The sequence below is a fragment of the Bacillus sp. ATD genome, from assembly GCF_050585765.1.
Classification (GTDB): domain Bacteria; phylum Bacillota; class Bacilli; order Bacillales; family Bacillaceae; genus Bacillus; species Bacillus stercoris.
Genome location: NZ_JBOBQH010000008.1, coordinates 140,981 through 157,830, shown reverse-complemented (window position 1 = coordinate 157,830; position 16,850 = coordinate 140,981). Strand labels below are relative to the sequence as shown.

Sequence of the window (16,850 nt, the reverse complement as noted above, 5' to 3'; positions counted from 1 at the left end):
TTATTTACGTAACTTAGGATCCAATGCGTCTCTTAATCCGTCGCCGACAACGTTAAAGCCAAACATTGTAATGCAGATAAATCCGGCAGGGAAGAATAAACGCCACGGATAATAGGTCAATGCAGGCAATCCGTCAGAAGCCATCGTTCCCCAGCTTGCCAGCGGAGCCGGGACACCGAGTCCCAAATAGCTTAAAAAGGCTTCTGTGAAAATCGCAGTAGGAACTGTCAATGTCATCGTGACCAAAATGGAACCCATTGCGTTTGGCACGATATGTTTAAACAGCAGACGGGATGTTTTTGCACCCAGTGTCTGTGAAGCAAGCACATACTCTTGATTCTTCAGCTGCAGCACTTGTCCGCGCACGATTCTGGCCATGTTAATCCAGCCCGTAATCGTCATGGCAATAATAATCGTAAATAGCCCTTTCGGAAGAACAACCATAAGTAAGATAACCATTAATAATGAAGGAACTGCCCAAAGGATATCAGCGATACGCATCATAATTTCATCTGTTCTTCCTCCGCGGAAGCCTGAAATGCTCCCCCAAATGACGCCGATCAGCAAATCAAGAACAGCGGCTGCGACACCGATAAAGATTGAGATTCGCGCTCCTACCCAGGTACGGACGAAAATGTCCCGTCCAAGATCATCTGTGCCGAACCAGTGATCTTTTGAAGGCGGCTTATCCGCATTTAAGAGATTAGTAGTTGAATAATCATACCTTGAGAACATCGGCGCAAAAATGGCCATAAGGATAATGAGCACGATAATGATAAGCCCGACCATTGCAAGCTTATTGCTGCGGAAGCGAAGCATCGCATCTTTCCAGAGGGAAAGGCTCTTTTTACTTATTTTTTCTGCATCGCCGGCATTCGCTGCGGCTGGTTCAAAAATGTTTTTCGGAATGTTCTGCATGGCCTAGGCTCCTTTCTTTGCTTTGGAAAGCTTGATTCTTGGATCAATAATGCCGTAAAGCACGTCTACGATTAATACACACAATAGCAGGATGACACTGAAGAACACCGTTACACCCATAATGACTGTATAATCACGGTTTGTAATACTGTTTACGAAGTGTGAACCAAGACCCGGGATCCCAAAAATCGTTTCAATGATAAAACTTCCCGTTAAGACCTGGGCAGCCATCGGGCCCATGTATGTAACAACCGGCAAAAGCGCGTTTCGAATGGCGTGCCGCACAGTAACTGCTGGGCGGGACAGCCCTTTCGCTTTCGCAGTGCGGATATAATCACTGTTTAACACTTCGATCATGCTTGAACGGGAAAGTCTGGCAATGAACGCCATCGGCATGGAAGCAAGTGCGATTGAAGGCAAAAAGGTGTATGCCCAGGAATCCCACCCCGCGACCGGAAACAGCCCAAGCTTCATGGAGAACACATATTGCAGAACAGCCGCCATGATAAAGCTTGGAACTGAAATACCAAATATCGTTAAAATCGCGACGGTATAATCCTGCCACTTATTATGGTAAAGAGCTGCAATGACTCCAAACAATACACCTAACGCTAAAGCGAGGAGAATAGCTTCTGCTCCAAGAGTGAATGAAACGGGGAAACCTGAATTGATCAGGTCGTTAACACTCTGACCTTTATATTTAAATGATGGTCCGAAATCCCACATTGCAACTGATTTCAAATAACTGACGTATTGTACAAACAGCGGCTTGTCCAAGCCATAGTGCGTATTTAAGTTTGCTTCAATTTCAGGCGGAAGCTTTTTCTCACCTGAAAATGGCCCGCCCGGTGCTGCTTGCATTAAGAAGAATGTCACAGTTACAATCACAAATAGTGTGATAATCATATAGACTAAGCGTCTTCCGATATATTTTAGCAAGGGGGAACACCTCCATGGTTTTTACTTTTTTATATTCTTCAGTAAGAAAGGTATATGGGAAATAGGTCCCCATATACCTTGAGGTTATTGTTTTCACAAATAAGACTTATTGAAAGTACGCGTTTCTGAAATAAATTTCTCCAGTTCCAGTAATAATGGTTCCTTTCAGATTTTCGTCTTGCACCCAAGGAATCGTATAAAAATAAATTGGAGCGACCGGCATTTCATCAATGAAAATTTCTTCCGCTTTTTTCAGCAGCTCTGCACGTTTGTTTTGATCTGTTTCAGTTTGTGACTGATTCAGCAATTTTTTGAATTCTGGGTTTTCCCAGCCCGTATCGTTATTTCCTCCGTCTTTGTCACGGAACAATTCTAGGAAGTTAATAGGATCGTTAAAGTCGCCAAGCCAGCCCATACGGCCGATTTGATAATCTTGGCTGTGGAGCTTATCGATATAGACATTCCATTCAGAGTTATCAAGCTCAACATTTACGCCTAAATTTTTCTTCCACATTTCTTGTACAGCTTGAGCGATTTTCGCATGTGCATCATCAGTGTTATAAGACAATTTGATTTTCGGAAGGTCAGATGCCTTGCTTAAGCCCATTTCTTTTAGGCCTTTTTCAAGGTATTCTTTTGCCGTTTTGATATCGTTGTCTTTGTAGTAGCCTTCTTTGTTATCCTCAAATCCCTTCATTGTCGGCGGCACCGCAGCCATTGCTGGGATTTGCTCTCCTTGCGTAATGTTTTTAACAATCGATTGACGGTCAATCGCATAAGATAATGCTTTACGGATATTGACGTTGTCTAACGGCTTAGCTTCTGTGTTGAATTTGTACCAATACACACCTGCCATCGGCTCAACATGTAAAGAACCGTCTTTTTTCAAGGAAGGGAGAGATTCTGTCGGAAGCTGTCCGAGCGGCAAACCGGCCCAATCAAGTTCGCCAGCTTGGAATTTTTTCAATTCCGTATTGTTATTGTTGATCATAACCATATCAATTTTCTTCAGTTTGACTTTGTCTTTATCCCAATACTGGTCATTTTTTTCGAGAGTAATAGAACCGCTGTGTTTCCATGCTGTCATTTTGAACGGCCCGTTTGATACATAATCATCCCCAGCATTTGTATTCCACTTTTTATTTTTCTCTGCAATTTTCTTGTTGATCGGCATATACGTATAGAACGCAGTTAATTCAGTGAAATATGGAGTCGGGTTATTTAATTCAACCTTCAGCGTTTTGTCATTCACGGCTTTTACTGCCACATCATCTAGGCTGCCTTTGCCTGTATTCGCCGCTTCAGCACCTTTTATGTAGTAGAGCTGGTAAGCGTATTGTGATTCATTATTAGGGTCAAGCGCCCATTTCCAAGCATATTCAAAATCTTGTGCTGTTACAGGGTCTCCATTAGACCATTTCACACCATCACGAATAGTGAATGTATATGTTTTACCGTCCTTGCTTGTTTCGATTTTAGATGCCATGCCTTCTTCAGGCTCCCCATCTGCATTAATGCGTGTCAATCCTTCAAAAGTCTGACGGATGACACCGCCTGAAACTGAATCATTTGCCAATCCCGGATGTAAGGAGAACGGCTCAGTTTTAATATTAATGTTAAGTGTTGTCTTTCCTTTACTGTCCTTTTTCCCTTCACCGTTTGATCCGCTGCCGCCAAAGCCGCAAGCGCTCAGCACGAGAGTGAAAATGAGCATCAACGTGACAATCGACCAACGTTTTTTCATATTCGCAAACCCCCTAATAAGAATTTTTCAGCTCCTTACGGCTAAATCCTCAGAAATATCAGACAAATGAACCTAAGTTTCCATAACTTTTATTCTGTTCCGTCTTTTCTGATTATTTTTGTAAAAAAGCTGTAACAATAGAGTGAACAAGTTCATTATAATGAAACAAATAATTTATTGCAATATTATTTTATCAATTTAAAATATTTAAACTTCGTTAGTTTTTCTTCCACGAACATAATATCCTTCTACCATTTAAAGCATAAATTGATTAAAAACTTTTTCATGAGTTTTCTATCCATATTGCTTTTTACATATAATATCTGCCTGTTTTTACACTGATAGCAGTTATCATTTAAGGGTTTTACAGCACCCATGTTATTTATATCATTACAATGTTACTGGGAAAAAGAATGTTTTTTCATGATGACAATTGGTTATAATTGATTTATAATGAAGCAATCAAAAGAAAAGCGTGCTATGAAGAAGAGTAGTACACATTTCACCTGTTTGAAGAGAGTCTGCGGTGCTGGGAGCAGATAACGGGCAATGTGGAATGGACTTTGGAGCAGCTGACCGAACCCGAAAAAAGTAGGCTCAGCCGGAGCAGACTCCGTTACAAACGTCAGAGTGATTCCATTTTAATGGAATAATCAGGGTGGTACCACGGTTCATTCGTCCCTTTTTTATAGGGGAAGAATGAGCCTTTTTTATTATGTTTTAAGAAATGAGGTTGATGTTTTCATGAAACAAACGATTTTTTCAGGCATTCAGCCAAGCGGCTCTGTTACGCTTGGCAACTATATCGGTGCAATGAAGCAGTTTGTCGAACTGCAGCATGATTATAACAGCTATTTTTGCATCGTGGACCAGCATGCAATAACCGTTCCTCAAGATCGGCTCCAGCTAAGAAAGAATATCCGCAGTCTGGCGGCGCTTTACTTAGCTGTCGGACTTGATCCGGAAAAAGCAACATTGTTTATTCAGTCAGAGGTTCCCGCGCACGCACAGGCTGGATGGATGATGCAGTGTGTCGCATATATCGGCGAGCTTGAACGAATGACTCAATTTAAGGACAAATCCAAAGGCAATGAGGCTGTCGTCTCCGGCCTGTTAACATACCCGCCGCTGATGGCCGCTGATATTCTGCTGTACGGAACGGATCTTGTGCCTGTTGGTGAGGATCAAAAGCAGCACCTTGAGCTGACGCGGAATCTCGCAGAACGCTTCAACAAAAAATACAACGACATCTTCACGATTCCGGAAGTGAAAATTCCAAAAGTCGGTGCACGCATCATGTCTCTGAATGATCCGCTGAAGAAGATGAGCAAATCTGATCCGAACCAGAAATCTTATATTACACTGCTGGATGAACCGAAGCTTCTTGAAAAGAAAATCAAAAGCGCTGTGACAGATTCCGAGGGCATTGTAAAATTTGACAAAGAAAACAAACCGGGTGTTTCCAACCTTCTTACGATTTATTCAATCCTCGGCAATACGACAATTGAAGAGCTTGAAGCAAAATACGACGGAAAAGGCTACGGCGAGTTTAAAGGTGATTTGGCAGAAGTCGTGGTGAACGCATTAAAACCAATCCAGGACCGCTATTATGAGCTGATAGAATCTGAAGAATTAGACCGGATTCTTGATGAAGGCGCGGAACGGGCGAACCGGACAGCAAACAAAATGCTGAAAAAAATGGAGAATGCCATGGGTCTTGGAAGAAAAAGACGCTGATCAAAAAACCGCTCTTTGCAAAGAGCGGTTTTTTATTATTTCAGTTTACCTTTGATTCATTTTCCATTTCCCACAGCTTTTCGAAAAAAGGCTGTCCTTTTATTAGGTTTTCGCAAAAAGCCAGGTGCTTATCCGACCAGCCTTCAATTGTTTCGTTATACAGCATGTCCCAAATCTCTTCAAAGCTCATCCGTTTGATTTGTTCATACATATGCGGATTCCACTCTGTATACCAATAGCCGATTTCAGCGCGGTTTTTCAGCCCTTTTAATTGGTCAAGCGCCATAAACATCAGCTGCTTGATTTGCCGTTCTTTTCTTGTCAGACCCCTGACATGTTCTGGTGCTAATGATAAGATGTGATATTCTTTAGAGGATTCCAGTTTCTTTGGTTCAAATTCATACGCTTCAGGCTCTACATCTTTTACCATTTCATAAACGAGCTGCTCTTGTCTTGGGATCAGACGGCTTTTCCTGACAGGGATTGTATAGCCGATCGTGTCGACAGCCAAAATGCCGATTCCGTCTGTTACAACAAAACAATACTCAAGCTTTGTCCGCTCATGATTTTTTCGAATGTACGATTTCTGATGTACGTCTTCAAGCAAACCTTTCGGAAGCTCTGACAAATCGTTTTCTATGTAATGAAACAGTACTGACGGCACCCTTAACAGCGGCACCTGATCCAAAAGCTCAACCGTATCTTCCTTGCGCCATTCGTGAAAGTGGCATACATTGTAGCCATTTTCTTCCCCTTCAAACCAATTGACCCACACATCATGAAGAAATAACATCTCTAACCCCTCACTTTTATAAAAACTGTTGTCCACAGTATAGGCAAGGGATAGAGAAATTATTCCAAAGAGATTGAGGAAATCTGGAATCACTGGTTTTATGCAAGAATCACAAAAAGCAGATCTCTTTGTATATTTTCTGACAAAGGGAGACCTGCTTTTTTTCTGATTTGGTGATATTTTATAACAGATATTATATTCATTTTTATTTAATATTTTTCGGGTCAAGCGCATCCCGCAGGCCATCACCGACAAAGTTGAAGCATAAAACGGTCATTAAAATAAATAGCCCGGGAAATAACGGGTACCACCATGCTTGAATCATTAATGTAAAGTTTTGAGCATCCTGAAGCATGTTTCCCCAGCTAGCAATTGGCGGCTGGATACCGAAACCCAAGTAACTTAACGTTGATTCAGCTAGAATGACACCACCTACTTTTAAAGTAGCGGAAACAATAATTGGCCCAATACAATTCGGCAATATATGCGAAAAAATAATTTTGTAATTTTTTGTGCCTATTGTTTTAGCAGCCAATACAAATTCCCTTGACCGTAGGGATAGAAACTCACCTCTGACTAGTCTCGCTGTTGTAGTCCAGCCCGTCAGAGAAAAAATTAAAATTAACTTATCCATTCCCGGTTGAAAAATTGTAACTAAGGTAATAAGCAGAAAAATATCCGGAATAGATAAAACTACGTCGACAGCCCTCATCAACACAGCATCTACTATTCCTTTAAAGTATCCTGCTAAGGCTCCAACAACCGTACCAATTGTAATCGCACCAATTACTGAAGCAAAACCAACTAATAAAGACACACGTGCTCCATATAACACCCTTGTAAATATATCGCGCCCAAACTTATCCGTCCCCATTAGATTTTGAGCGCTTGGCGGCTTCAGTTTGTTTAAAAGAGATTGACTCTCAGGCGAGTAAGGTGCAATAAAAGGAGCAAAGACCGCCATTAAGATGATAACTGATAAAATAATCCCCCCAACAACAGCAAGCCTATTTTTGAAAAATTTCTCAAAAAAGATCCTAGTCATTGTTTCTGGTTTTTTTCTAATATTTTCTTTTAGCTTTACCTCATTAGAGGGAGCCGCAGTGTTTGGATTTGTCATGTGTGTCCCCCCCTTTTAATATTCAATTCTCGGATCAACTAATGCATACAAAATATCTGCAATCAAGTTTCCCAGTACAACCAAAACAGCAGAAATCACAGTCATGGCCATAATAACCGGATAATCTCGAGAGAATGCCGAATCAATAAATAACTTTCCTAATCCTGGCCAAGTAAAAATCTGCTCAACTACGACAGCACCGCCAATAAATGAAGGAATCATCAATCCGAAAATTGTAATAACAGGAAGCAGGCCATTTCTCAAGCCATGTTTGAAAATCACTTTATTTTCTTTAAAACCTTTTGCTCGAGCTGTTCTTATATAATCTTGCTTTAATACATCGAGCATGCTTGAACGTGTATAACGAGTAATACCGGCCATATCCGCAGTTGCTAAAACAAATGCAGGCAAAATTAAATGATGGAGCCTGTCAAAAATGTTAAAGTCAGCGTTTAAAGTGCCGACACCTCCCGTAGGAAACCAACCGAGATTTACGGAAAGAACCATAATAAGAATTAATCCGAACCAGAAATTTGGTATCGCCAGCCCTAAAAATGACGTGACAGTTATACCATAGTCAAGCTTAGAATAAGGGCGTTTTGCAGAAAGAACACCGAAAGGAATTGAAATCAGAAGAGCAACAAGAGTTGAAAAAACCATGAGCACCAGAGTATTTGGTAAACGTGAAAGGATTAGATCGGAAACTGGTGTCCCCTTTTTCACAATAGATGTCCCAAAGTCGCCTTGGAGCATGTTCCCAAGCCATTTTAAGTACTGAACAGGTTCCGGATCGTTGAGTCCATACTTTTCAATAAATTTGGCTCTGTCAGCTTGGCTGATTGTCGGATCCATCATAAGTGACATCGGATCACCTGGCGCCGCTTTCATTATCGCAAATGATAAAATTGTAATGCCCAAAAGAATTGGCAGAGACATTAATGTTCGACGAACAATATATGTAACCATATTCTTGTCCCCTTTTCTAAAATAGGATAAAGAGGAAAGGATGCATAATCCTCACCTCTCTAGGGATTTAACTATTATTGTTCAAGCCACCATTTTTCAATATGATATAAGTCATTTTTCGGATGGAATACATAGCCATGCATGTTTTTCGGGATTGCCCTATGATAATTGTAATAAAACAGGAATGAATAAGGCTGGTCCTCAGCAATCAATTTATAGATTTCTTCGTATTTTTTCTGATATTCTTTTCTGTCTGTAATTGATTTAGCTTCTTCTAAAAGTTTATCGACTTTAGGATTCTTATACCAAATGTTGTTTAATCCGTTCTTAGATTGACTGGAGTGGAAAATTGAAAATTGATCTGGGAATGTAGCCAAACTCCAACCGAGCAGTAGTGCATCATAATCCCAATTCGGTGCGCTTGTTTGTTCAATAAGAGCACTAAATTCTACAATTTGCGGTTTTGCTTCAATTCCTACTTCTTTAAGTTGCTGCTGCACAACAACTGCTAAATCCTCACGAATCTTATTACCCTGGTTCGTTTTAATGGTAAATGAGAATTTCTTTCCGTCCTTATCAAGGTAACCGTCTCCATCTGTATCTTTCCATCCTGCTTCTTCCAAGAGCTTTTTAGCCTTTTTAGGATTGTAATCAAATGTAGGTACATCACCTTTTGGATAGTTCCAAGAAAGCGGACTTTCAGGAACGTTTGCAACTTTTCCATCACCATTTAACACCTGATCTACCATTGCTTTTCGATCAAGCGCATAGGTAAGAGCTTGGCGGACTTTTTTGTCTTTAAATAATTTATTTTTTTCATTCCATCCAATATAACTGTAGTTCAAACCAAGATCAGATTTAACTTGAACATTATCAAATGTTTTAACTGTCTCAAAGTCTGTTCCTGGTACAACAAAGAAGTCAATATCCCCAGCTTTTAATTGAGCAACAGCGGCATTAGAATCAGGAATCGTCTTAACTGTCACTGTATCTAAATACGGTCTACCGCCATAGTAGTCATCATTTGCTTCAAGTTTTACATAATCGCCCTTTTTCCATTCAACAAACTTGAATGGACCCGAACCAATTGGATTCTTCCTGTTAAATTCATTTTCGCCTAAATCTGCAACTGGCACTTTCCCTAAAATGTGTTTGGGCAGAATGCCGTAGCTGTCTAAAACAACATTATAAAAATATGCATCTTTTTTCTTTAATTTAAATTCAACTTCATAATCACCTTTTTTTGTAACAGATTTTAGTGATTCAAAACCAGAACCGCGTTCACCATTATAGTCCTTGTTTAATGGTATGCTATAAGTGAAAACAACGTCATCGGCTGTAAGTTCTTTTCCATCATGGAATTTTACACCTTTTCTAATTTTGACATCATAAGTCAGGCCATCTTTGGATTCTGTTACTTTTTCAGCTAAAGCAGGTTTCACATTTAGTTTTTCATCCGTTTCTAATAATGTACTATAGATCATCCCTTCAATATCTGAACTGGAAACGTCTGTAGAATAGAGTGGATTAAACAATGTTGGCTCCCCAGTTGAACCGACAACCAAATCCCCGCCTCGCTGAGGTTTGCCTGCTGATTTTTTCTCACTGCTGCTGCTCGATTTTGAGCCCGAGCAGGCTGATAAAAAGATGGCCAGGACCATCAATACACTTAGCATCATCAGTGCGGTTTTCCGTCTTTTCATTAGATATTCCCCCTTTTAAAATGTTCGTTCTTCTCAGCTGTTGTTTATGTAGTATGCATACCCCCTCTCAAAGCTGTGCGGGCAACATTAGCTATAAAGGTGACAAGCCACAAAGTGGCTGGGAGCAGCTTCTTTAAATTCTGGTATTTGTTCCTTGCATATCGGTTTTGCAACAGGACATCTTGTGTGGAATACGCAGCCTTTTGGCGGGTTGGCCGGACTTGGCAGCTCTCCCTTCAGGACAATGCGTTCACGTTTGACAGATCCTTTTTTTCTTGTAACCGGAACGGAGGATAAAAGCGCTTGGGTATATGGGTGAAGCGGGTTGTCATAAAGCTCATGCTTGCCGGTCAGCTCCATCATTTTGCCAAGATACATCACTCCGACTCTGTCGCTGATATGGCGGACGACACTTAGATCATGGGAGATAAATAGATACGTAAGATCAAATTCCTCCTGTAATTCCTCCATCAAGTTAATCACTTGGGCCTGGATGGATACATCAAGTGCGGAAACCGGCTCATCAGCAATGATCAGCTCTGGATTTAAAGTGAGTGCTCTGGCAATGCCGATCCGCTGACGCTGGCCGCCGGAAAACTCATGGGGATAACGTCCGGCAAACGACGGGTGAAGGCCAACTCTCGCAAGCAGCTCTTCGACTTTCTCGTTTCGTTCACGCATCGTATACATGTTGTGCGTATTAAACGGCTCCTTTATGATAGACCGCAGCGTCTTTCTCGGGTTTAAGGAGGCAAATGGATCTTGGAAAACCATTTGAATATTTTTGCGGACACTCTTCCGCAGCTTCTCCTCTGACAGATTGGAAATATCCTGCCCTTTAAAAAGAATTTGGCCTTCTGTCGGTTTGTACAGTCTGATCATCGTTCTGCCGGCAGTCGATTTTCCGCAGCCCGACTCTCCAACGATTCCGAGTGTCTCTCCTTTTTTTAACGAAAATGACACACCATCCACCGCTTTTACATCACCGACTTTTCTTTGAAAAAGGCCTGAGCGGATCGGAAAGTATTTTTTTACGTCACGAAGCTCTAAGATTGTTTCTTGATTAGCTGCTGTCATAATTGTTCTGCACCCTCTTCCTCATATAAAAAGCATCTCACCGTTCTTCCGCTTTTGTGTGTCAAAAGCGAAGGCTGATTTGTCCAGCACTTATCCATAGCTTTCGGACACCTTGGGGCAAAACGGCACCCCGGCGGCAGATTATCAGGTGTAGGCACGCTGCCTTTAATCGCATTTAATTTATCAATCTCTCCATCTATAACAGGAATTGACGTAAGCAGGCCTTCTGTATAAGGATGAAGCGGTTCTAAAAATAAGTCATCAACAGTGGCGTTTTCTACGACTTGTCCGCAGTACATGACAATCACTCTATCAGCCGCTTCGGACACGACACCTAAGTCGTGTGTGATCAGAAGAATCGATGTGTTGAACTTCTGGCAGAGATCTTTCATGAGCTCCAGCACCTGGGCTTGTATTGTCACATCCAGCGCTGTCGTCGGTTCATCGGCAATGAGCAATTTAGGATTACAGCTTAGTGCGATGGCAATCATCACCCTCTGTCTCATACCGCCTGACAGCCGATGCGGGTACTCCTTCATTATTTGCTCCGCCCGGGAGAAACCGACCATCTGCAAGAGTTCAACAGCTCGCTGAAAGGCTTCTTTTTTCTTCATGTTTTTATGGTAAATCAGCACTTCGGTAATTTGTTCTCCGATTGTTAACACCGGATTAAGGGAGGTCATTGGTTCTTGAAAGATCATGGATACTTCGTTTCCGCGGATTTTGCAATAATCGTTTTCAGTGAATGAGGTGAGGTCTTTGTCTTCGAGTTTAATAGAGCCGTCCATGATTTTTCCGCCTGAGCTTTGGACGAGGCCCATAATTGATAAGGAAGTAATGCTTTTTCCGGAGCCCGATTCACCTACAAGCGCGACGGTCTCGCCTTTGCTGATGTGAAAATCGACTCCGTCAACCGCAGGGATCGGCTCCTTTTTCCGGAAAAAATAAGTCTTTAAATTATTCACTTCTAATAGTGTGCTCATGCTAGCTCCCCTTTCCCCCCCTCTTGTGGTCAATCGTTTTCAAGAGAAAGCAATCCCTTTATTCAGAAATAATAAATAATATTGAATTATCGAAAAATTTTATAGTTGTATATTATTACAATCATTTTGCAAAATCAAGAATTTTTTAGGATAAATGTAATATTATTAACGAAATTCCATTATTTTATCCTTTTAAAGCATTGCATCCAAAAAGGTTTCAGCAGGAATGGAAAGTCCGTCTGCGGCGCTTGCCTTGTTGGCAGTTAAATACTTTTTTACAATATTGAATCCAACTGCGTACCCAAGCATTTTCGGCTGATATCCTTTGCCGAATAACAGCTGGGGAAATAATCGATCATCCCGTTTGATATCCTGATGGGGCGCAATCTTTTTTTCATATAAAGCCTGAAGCTGCTCTGGGGTATACCAAGTCGTCCATTCAGCCGTTTGACTTCGGCCGAACCTCTCATAAACAGCATATTCCGCCAGCCCTTCCATGATGATTGTATCAAGTAATGTGACATCCTTTTCCTCTTTTGTGAGATGACCTAACCGGCAAACATGATGATACTCATGCGTCATCAGGGCAGATACTGATCCAAAATCTAAATCTGACGAAAGAAAGAGGAACATTTTGTCTTGAAACGCGAGTCCTGATTTTGATCCAAATTCTAAACGAATTCTCCTATTTCGTTCATCAACCGGCAGCGGAACAATTGGTACATCAGGACCTTGCCATTTGTTTTTGAGATACTGTTCTTCCTTTTGGATATGGTCGTAAAAACCTTTTTCCTTCAGCTTGGAAGCAGTCTGAATACCCTCTGTCATGTTTTTAAACATCCCATGATGCTGAAGATGCCCCAAAATGCCCTTCCAGCTCTTTTTCCCCGCACCTGAAAAAAGCGGGATAATGTAAGGTGCCAAATCATCTATTGAAGCAGCCTTCCTGAGCCAGCTATGTGTTTGTTCTACACTCATGTGATCGCCTCCTCTTTTAATCTATGCACATAAAAAAAACCGGCTACCCTTTAGGGGCAGCCGGTTTGGCTTGATTATGATTGATATTTTTTAAAGATTAATGTTGCATTGTGCCCGCCGAATCCTAATGAGTTGCTGAGAACATAATTGAGCTCCTGTCTGCGAGCTTCATCAGGCACATAATCCAAATCGCATTCTTCGTCAGGTGTTTGAATATTGATTGTCGGCGGGATCACGCCTTCTTTAATGGCAAGGATAGAGAAAATGGCTTCAATACCACCAGCTGCACCTAAAAGGTGGCCTGTCATTGATTTTGTAGAGCTTACCGCAAGTTTATGCGCATGCTCGCCGAAAACGGTTTTAATCGCCATTGTTTCGTATTTGTCGTTGTAATACGTGCTTGTTCCGTGAGCATTGATATAATCAATTTCTTGTGGCGCAATGCCCGCATCTTTAATAGCTTCTTGCATCGCTCTCGCTCCGCCTTCGCCATCTTGGGCCGGCGCTGTGATATGATAAGCGTCTCCTGTTGAGCCGTAGCCGACAATTTCTCCGTAGATTTTAGCACCACGGGCCAGGGCATGCTCAAGCTCTTCAAGAACGATAATCCCTGCACCTTCACCCATGACAAAGCCATCACGGTTTTTATCGAACGGGCGGCTCGCTGTTTTCGGATCTGGATTAGTAGACAGTGCTTTGTTGGCACTGAAGCCCGCGAATGACATTCTTGTCAGCGGCGCTTCTGTTCCGCCTGTGACCATCACATCTGCATCACCGCGCTGAATGACTTTAAACGCGTCACCGATAGAGTTCGTTCCTGTAGCACATGCTGTAACCGTACAAGAGTTGACTCCTTTCGCTCCTAGCGCAATAGAAATCTGGCCTGTTGCCATGTCAGGAATCATCATTGGCACGAAAAACGGGCTTACCCGTCTCGGGCCTTTTGTTAGGAAGATTTCAAATTGAGATTCTAGTGTTTCAAGTCCTCCGATACCGGAGCCTACCCAAACACCGACTCTCGGCGCAATCTCATCCGTAATGTTAAGATCTGCGTCTTCAACTGCCATTTTCGCAGCTACAACCGCATATTGTGTAAAGCGGTCCATTTTTCTGGCTTCTTTTTTATCCATATAATCTTCAACATTGAAGTCTTTTAATTCAGCGGCTACTTTTGCCGGATATTCTTCAGCATCAACACGAGTGATCGGACCGATTCCGGACACACCGTTGATTGCGTTATTCCAACTTGTATCGACGTCGTTGCCAAGCGGAGATAATGCTCCAAGTCCTGTAACAACTACTCTTTTTTTAGTCATCTTGTGTGCACCTCACCTTTTTTTATCGGCCCCAGCGGATTGCAATGGCGCCCCATGTTAGTCCTCCGCCGAACCCTACCATAACGACCACATCGCCGTCTTTGATTTTACCGGCTTCCAATTCTTCTACAAGAGAGATCGGAATGGATGCGGCAGAAGTATTTCCATATTTATGAACGGTTTTAGACATCTTTTCGACAGGAAGCTCTAAACGCTCGCGTGCAGCTTCCATGATGCGGATGTTCGCCTGATGCGGAATCAAAAAGTCGACATCCTCTTTTGAAAGTCCAGCTTTTTCAATGACATTTACGCATGATTCTCCCATTTGGCGGACTGCAAATTTGAAAACTTCTCGTCCATTCATGATTGTATGTCGTTTTTCATTCAGATACAAGTGCTGACCGCCTGTGCCGTCGGCTCCTAGCTCAAATGAAAGGATTCCTCTGTCATCACTGACTGGTCCGACTACCGCGGCGCCTGCCCCATCTCCAAACAGAACGGCAGTATTGCGGTCTTCCCAGTCTGTAATGCTTGAGAGCTTCTCTACACCGACAACTAGAACATGTTTGTAGGTTCCGGATTCAATAAATTGTTTTCCGGTTACAACGCCGTACATAAAGCCCGCACAAGCAGCGCTGATATCCATAGCACACGCTTTTTTAGCGCCGAGCTGTTCTTGAATCATACAAGAGACCGTAGGAAATGACTGATCAGGTGTAACAGTTGCAACCAGGATCATATCCAAATCCTCAGCAGCCACTTCAGCTTGTTCCAGCGCATGTTTCGCTGCTGCAACAGCCATATGTGATGAATACACATCATCTGCGGCAATTCTTCTTTCTTCTATTCCAGTTCTTGTACGAATCCACTCGTCAGAAGTTTCAACCATTTTTTCAAGATCATGATTTGTTAAAACCTTCTCAGGAATGTAACGTCCAACACCAAGTATTCCAGCTTTCATAAGGGAAGACTCCTTTATATCTTAAATTTAGAAGATCAATCAGGTTGTGATCAATTATTAGTATCAGGTACTAATTCTATCCTATTTTTTTTCGCATGGCAATATATTCGTCTAAACTATCAGTTCAACTTACTCATAGAGTATTGTATATAGAAAGGAGGCGTATGCAGTTGGATGTATTTTCAAAAATGATGTTCGGCGATTCCGCAAAACCAACAGAAGAGAAGGAGGAACAGCAAGAGGAGGTTTCTCAGACCAACGACGAAGAGACGATTCATTACATGCATATTATGGACCAAATCGGTTCAATTATGAACTCTCTTGATCAAATCAAGCCCGCTCTAAAGGAGCTTGCGCCCATGATCACCGCGATTAAAAAGAAAATCATGTGAAAAGCCACTTTCGCAAAAGTGGCTTCTTTTTATTCGGTTTCAGATTTAGCATCAGACTTGCCAAGCTCGTAAGCTTCCGCCATTACCGTTGTAAATAGATTCATAAACGGCTGTATGGCCTCCATTGAGAGCTCAATGCCTGATTTCTCAAGCTGTTCTTTCGCTTCAGGGAGGTATTTCATGGCAATTTGCAAGAATTCAAGTGATTTTTCGTGCTGCATGTGACGTCACTCCATTACTCGTTTTTTGGCAGCTCGCCTGTTTTGTTGTACGTTTTGATCAGCTTGGTGATTCTTTGCTGAAAGTCTTCATCGACGAGCGGGCTGAATGTTCCCATCTCGACTACTCCCGTATCAAGGTCGTAGTAATGATCGCCGCCTTCAAGGGTGCCTTTGTTGAATTGCTCAGCAATGATTTCATAAGCCTTGTCCACATTTTGCACCGTGCTGGTTAATACGGTATTCTCGCCCAGGTCCGATTGATCTGTAACGTAGCCGATGGCATAAAGCCCGTCTTTTTTGATTTGCTGAATAACAGGAACATTATACCCGTCTCCAGCGGGATACACAACATCCGCGCCTTCGTTCTTCATTTTCTGATAAAGCTTTACTGCTGTCGTATCATCATCCCAATGATCCGTATATTTCGTGTTTACTTCTATATCTGGATTTTCATACTTGGCTCCTTTGATAAAACCGTCAACCTCAGGCTGCCACGTAAAGGAAGCAATGACACCGACCTGATTGGTTTTCGACATATGGGCAGCAGTCATTCCTCCAAAAAAGCCCATTGCTTCCCCGCTAAAATGGACACTCGTCACATTGTCAGCTTTCGCTTTCGCATTGGAAATGACGAATTCCATATCTGGATAATCTTCGCCGACCAAGTTAAACACCTCTGCATATTCACTCCCATGGCCGTAGAGCAGATTGACGCCCCTCTTATGAAAATCCTCAATCGCATTTATGATATCTTCTTCTGTTTTAACGCCTTCTTTATAGTAGACGTCCACATTGTATTTGGATTGTATATTCAGTAATCCTTTATACCCTTTTGTGCCCCATACGAGGTCATTAATCGTATCAGGAAAGAGCATGCCGACCTTCTCAATTTTTCCTTTGAACGGAGTTTGTCCACATCCACTCAATAAAAGGAGGACAGAAAAGATCATGACAAGCCTTGTGATCAAGTCATGTTCAACTCCTTTTGACAAGCTATAACAT

16 protein-coding genes and 1 other annotated feature are annotated in these 16,850 nt (G+C 42.0%); of the genes, 2 read left to right on the top strand and 14 right to left on the bottom strand.

Going from position 1 to position 16,850, the window contains the following annotated elements; translation table 11 throughout:
* The 3 genes from oppC to oppA form a co-directional block, all read right to left on the bottom strand.
* Positions 1 to 918, bottom strand: coding sequence for an oligopeptide ABC transporter permease OppC (oppC, locus tag ACQXR1_RS17305; RefSeq protein WP_430772564.1), 918 nt, complete (start codon positions 916 to 918; stop codon positions 1 to 3).
* A 3-nt stretch (positions 919 to 921) separates the two neighbouring features.
* Complete coding sequence (gene oppB / locus ACQXR1_RS17300) at positions 922 to 1,857, bottom strand: oligopeptide ABC transporter permease OppB (protein WP_041345470.1); 936 nt, start codon at positions 1,855 to 1,857, stop codon at positions 922 to 924.
* Positions 1,858 to 1,963: 106 nt separating this feature from the next.
* On the bottom strand, positions 1,964 to 3,601 hold the full coding sequence (gene oppA, locus ACQXR1_RS17295) for an oligopeptide ABC transporter substrate-binding protein OppA (protein WP_040083451.1): 1,638 nt from the start codon (positions 3,599 to 3,601) through the stop codon (positions 1,964 to 1,966).
* A 471-nt stretch (positions 3,602 to 4,072) separates the two neighbouring features.
* Positions 4,073 to 4,287 (top strand) — a binding site (T-box leader).
* 58 nt (positions 4,288 to 4,345) lie between these two features.
* On the opposite strand from oppA, the gene trpS reads away from it, so the two are divergent.
* The gene (gene trpS, locus ACQXR1_RS17290) at positions 4,346 to 5,338 is read left to right on the top strand and encodes a tryptophan--tRNA ligase (RefSeq protein ID WP_040083808.1); all 993 of its coding nucleotides are present in this window, start codon (positions 4,346 to 4,348) and stop codon (positions 5,336 to 5,338) included.
* Positions 5,339 to 5,378: 40 nt separating this feature from the next.
* Here trpS and ACQXR1_RS17285 read toward each other — a convergent pair whose 3' ends face one another.
* From ACQXR1_RS17285 to fabH, 9 genes are all read right to left on the bottom strand, one after another.
* Positions 5,379 to 6,131, bottom strand: coding sequence for a YjbA family protein (locus ACQXR1_RS17285; RefSeq protein ID WP_014663526.1), 753 nt, complete (start codon positions 6,129 to 6,131; stop codon positions 5,379 to 5,381).
* A 205-nt stretch (positions 6,132 to 6,336) separates the two neighbouring features.
* Complete coding sequence (gene opp4C, locus ACQXR1_RS17280) at positions 6,337 to 7,251, bottom strand: oligopeptide ABC transporter permease (RefSeq protein WP_430772563.1); 915 nt, start codon at positions 7,249 to 7,251, stop codon at positions 6,337 to 6,339.
* A 15-nt stretch (positions 7,252 to 7,266) separates the two neighbouring features.
* Positions 7,267 to 8,217, bottom strand: coding sequence for an ABC transporter permease (locus ACQXR1_RS17275; RefSeq protein ID WP_015252362.1), 951 nt, complete (start codon positions 8,215 to 8,217; stop codon positions 7,267 to 7,269).
* A 74-nt stretch (positions 8,218 to 8,291) separates the two neighbouring features.
* Complete coding sequence (locus ACQXR1_RS17270; protein ID WP_430772562.1) at positions 8,292 to 9,920, bottom strand: peptide-binding protein; 1,629 nt, start codon at positions 9,918 to 9,920, stop codon at positions 8,292 to 8,294.
* Positions 9,921 to 10,007: 87 nt separating this feature from the next.
* Positions 10,008 to 10,997: an oligopeptide ABC transporter ATP-binding protein AppF gene (gene appF / locus ACQXR1_RS17265; RefSeq protein WP_095432627.1), complete on the bottom strand. Its 990-nt coding sequence runs from the start codon at positions 10,995 to 10,997 to the stop codon at positions 10,008 to 10,010.
* Complete coding sequence (gene appD, locus ACQXR1_RS17260) at positions 10,994 to 11,980, bottom strand: oligopeptide ABC transporter ATP-binding protein AppD (protein ID WP_430772561.1); 987 nt, start codon at positions 11,978 to 11,980, stop codon at positions 10,994 to 10,996. The genes appF and appD overlap by 4 nt, the downstream gene beginning before the upstream one ends.
* Before the next feature lie 192 nt (positions 11,981 to 12,172).
* Positions 12,173 to 12,958, bottom strand: a complete 786-nt coding sequence (locus ACQXR1_RS17255) for a DUF2268 domain-containing protein (RefSeq protein WP_430772560.1) — start codon at positions 12,956 to 12,958, stop codon at positions 12,173 to 12,175.
* Between the two features lie 74 nt (positions 12,959 to 13,032).
* Positions 13,033 to 14,274, bottom strand: a complete 1,242-nt coding sequence (gene fabF, locus ACQXR1_RS17250) for a beta-ketoacyl-ACP synthase II (protein WP_014663520.1) — start codon at positions 14,272 to 14,274, stop codon at positions 13,033 to 13,035.
* A gap of 22 nt (positions 14,275 to 14,296) precedes the next feature.
* On the bottom strand, positions 14,297 to 15,235 hold the full coding sequence (gene fabH, locus ACQXR1_RS17245) for a beta-ketoacyl-ACP synthase III (RefSeq protein WP_014663519.1): 939 nt from the start codon (positions 15,233 to 15,235) through the stop codon (positions 14,297 to 14,299).
* 164 nt (positions 15,236 to 15,399) lie between these two features.
* Here fabH and ACQXR1_RS17240 point away from each other — a divergent pair, with 164 nt between their 5' ends.
* On the top strand, positions 15,400 to 15,627 hold the full coding sequence (locus tag ACQXR1_RS17240) for a hypothetical protein (protein WP_080478200.1): 228 nt from the start codon (positions 15,400 to 15,402) through the stop codon (positions 15,625 to 15,627).
* A 29-nt stretch (positions 15,628 to 15,656) separates the two neighbouring features.
* Here ACQXR1_RS17240 and comZ read toward each other — a convergent pair whose 3' ends face one another.
* Both comZ and med read right to left on the bottom strand, forming a co-directional pair.
* On the bottom strand, positions 15,657 to 15,848 hold the full coding sequence (comZ, locus tag ACQXR1_RS17235; protein WP_003224559.1) for a ComG operon transcriptional repressor ComZ: 192 nt from the start codon (positions 15,846 to 15,848) through the stop codon (positions 15,657 to 15,659).
* Positions 15,849 to 15,862: 14 nt separating this feature from the next.
* Positions 15,863 to 16,816 (bottom strand): transcriptional regulator Med, encoded by a 954-nt coding sequence (gene med, locus ACQXR1_RS17230; RefSeq protein WP_430772559.1) that lies wholly within the window; start codon positions 16,814 to 16,816, stop codon positions 15,863 to 15,865.
* Between the last annotated feature and the right edge of the window lie 34 nt (positions 16,817 to 16,850).

Excerpts from the sequence above, each read along its gene's own strand:
- oppC (WP_430772564.1), bottom strand. The coding sequence starts at position 918 with ATGCAGAACATTCCGAAAAACATTTTTGAACCAGCCGCAGCGAATGCC.
- oppA (WP_040083451.1), bottom strand. The coding sequence starts at position 3,601 with ATGAAAAAACGTTGGTCGATTGTCACGTTGATGCTCATTTTCACTCTC.
- trpS (WP_040083808.1), top strand. The coding sequence starts at position 4,346 with ATGAAACAAACGATTTTTTCAGGCATTCAGCCAAGCGGCTCTGTTACG.
- ACQXR1_RS17285 (WP_014663526.1), bottom strand. The coding sequence starts at position 6,131 with ATGTTATTTCTTCATGATGTGTGGGTCAATTGGTTTGAAGGGGAAGAA.
- opp4C (WP_430772563.1), bottom strand. The coding sequence starts at position 7,251 with ATGACAAATCCAAACACTGCGGCTCCCTCTAATGAGGTAAAGCTAAAA.
- ACQXR1_RS17275 (WP_015252362.1), bottom strand. The coding sequence starts at position 8,217 with ATGGTTACATATATTGTTCGTCGAACATTAATGTCTCTGCCAATTCTT.
- ACQXR1_RS17270 (WP_430772562.1), bottom strand. The coding sequence starts at position 9,920 with ATGAAAAGACGGAAAACCGCACTGATGATGCTAAGTGTATTGATGGTC.
- appF (WP_095432627.1), bottom strand. The coding sequence starts at position 10,997 with ATGACAGCAGCTAATCAAGAAACAATCTTAGAGCTTCGTGACGTAAAA.
- appD (WP_430772561.1), bottom strand. The coding sequence starts at position 11,980 with ATGAGCACACTATTAGAAGTGAATAATTTAAAGACTTATTTTTTCCGG.
- ACQXR1_RS17255 (WP_430772560.1), bottom strand. The coding sequence starts at position 12,958 with ATGAGTGTAGAACAAACACATAGCTGGCTCAGGAAGGCTGCTTCAATA.
- fabF (WP_014663520.1), bottom strand. The coding sequence starts at position 14,274 with ATGACTAAAAAAAGAGTAGTTGTTACAGGACTTGGAGCATTATCTCCG.
- fabH (WP_014663519.1), bottom strand. The coding sequence starts at position 15,235 with ATGAAAGCTGGAATACTTGGTGTTGGACGTTACATTCCTGAGAAGGTT.
- ACQXR1_RS17240 (WP_080478200.1), top strand. The coding sequence starts at position 15,400 with ATGCAGTTGGATGTATTTTCAAAAATGATGTTCGGCGATTCCGCAAAA.
- comZ (WP_003224559.1), bottom strand. The coding sequence starts at position 15,848 with ATGCAGCACGAAAAATCACTTGAATTCTTGCAAATTGCCATGAAATAC.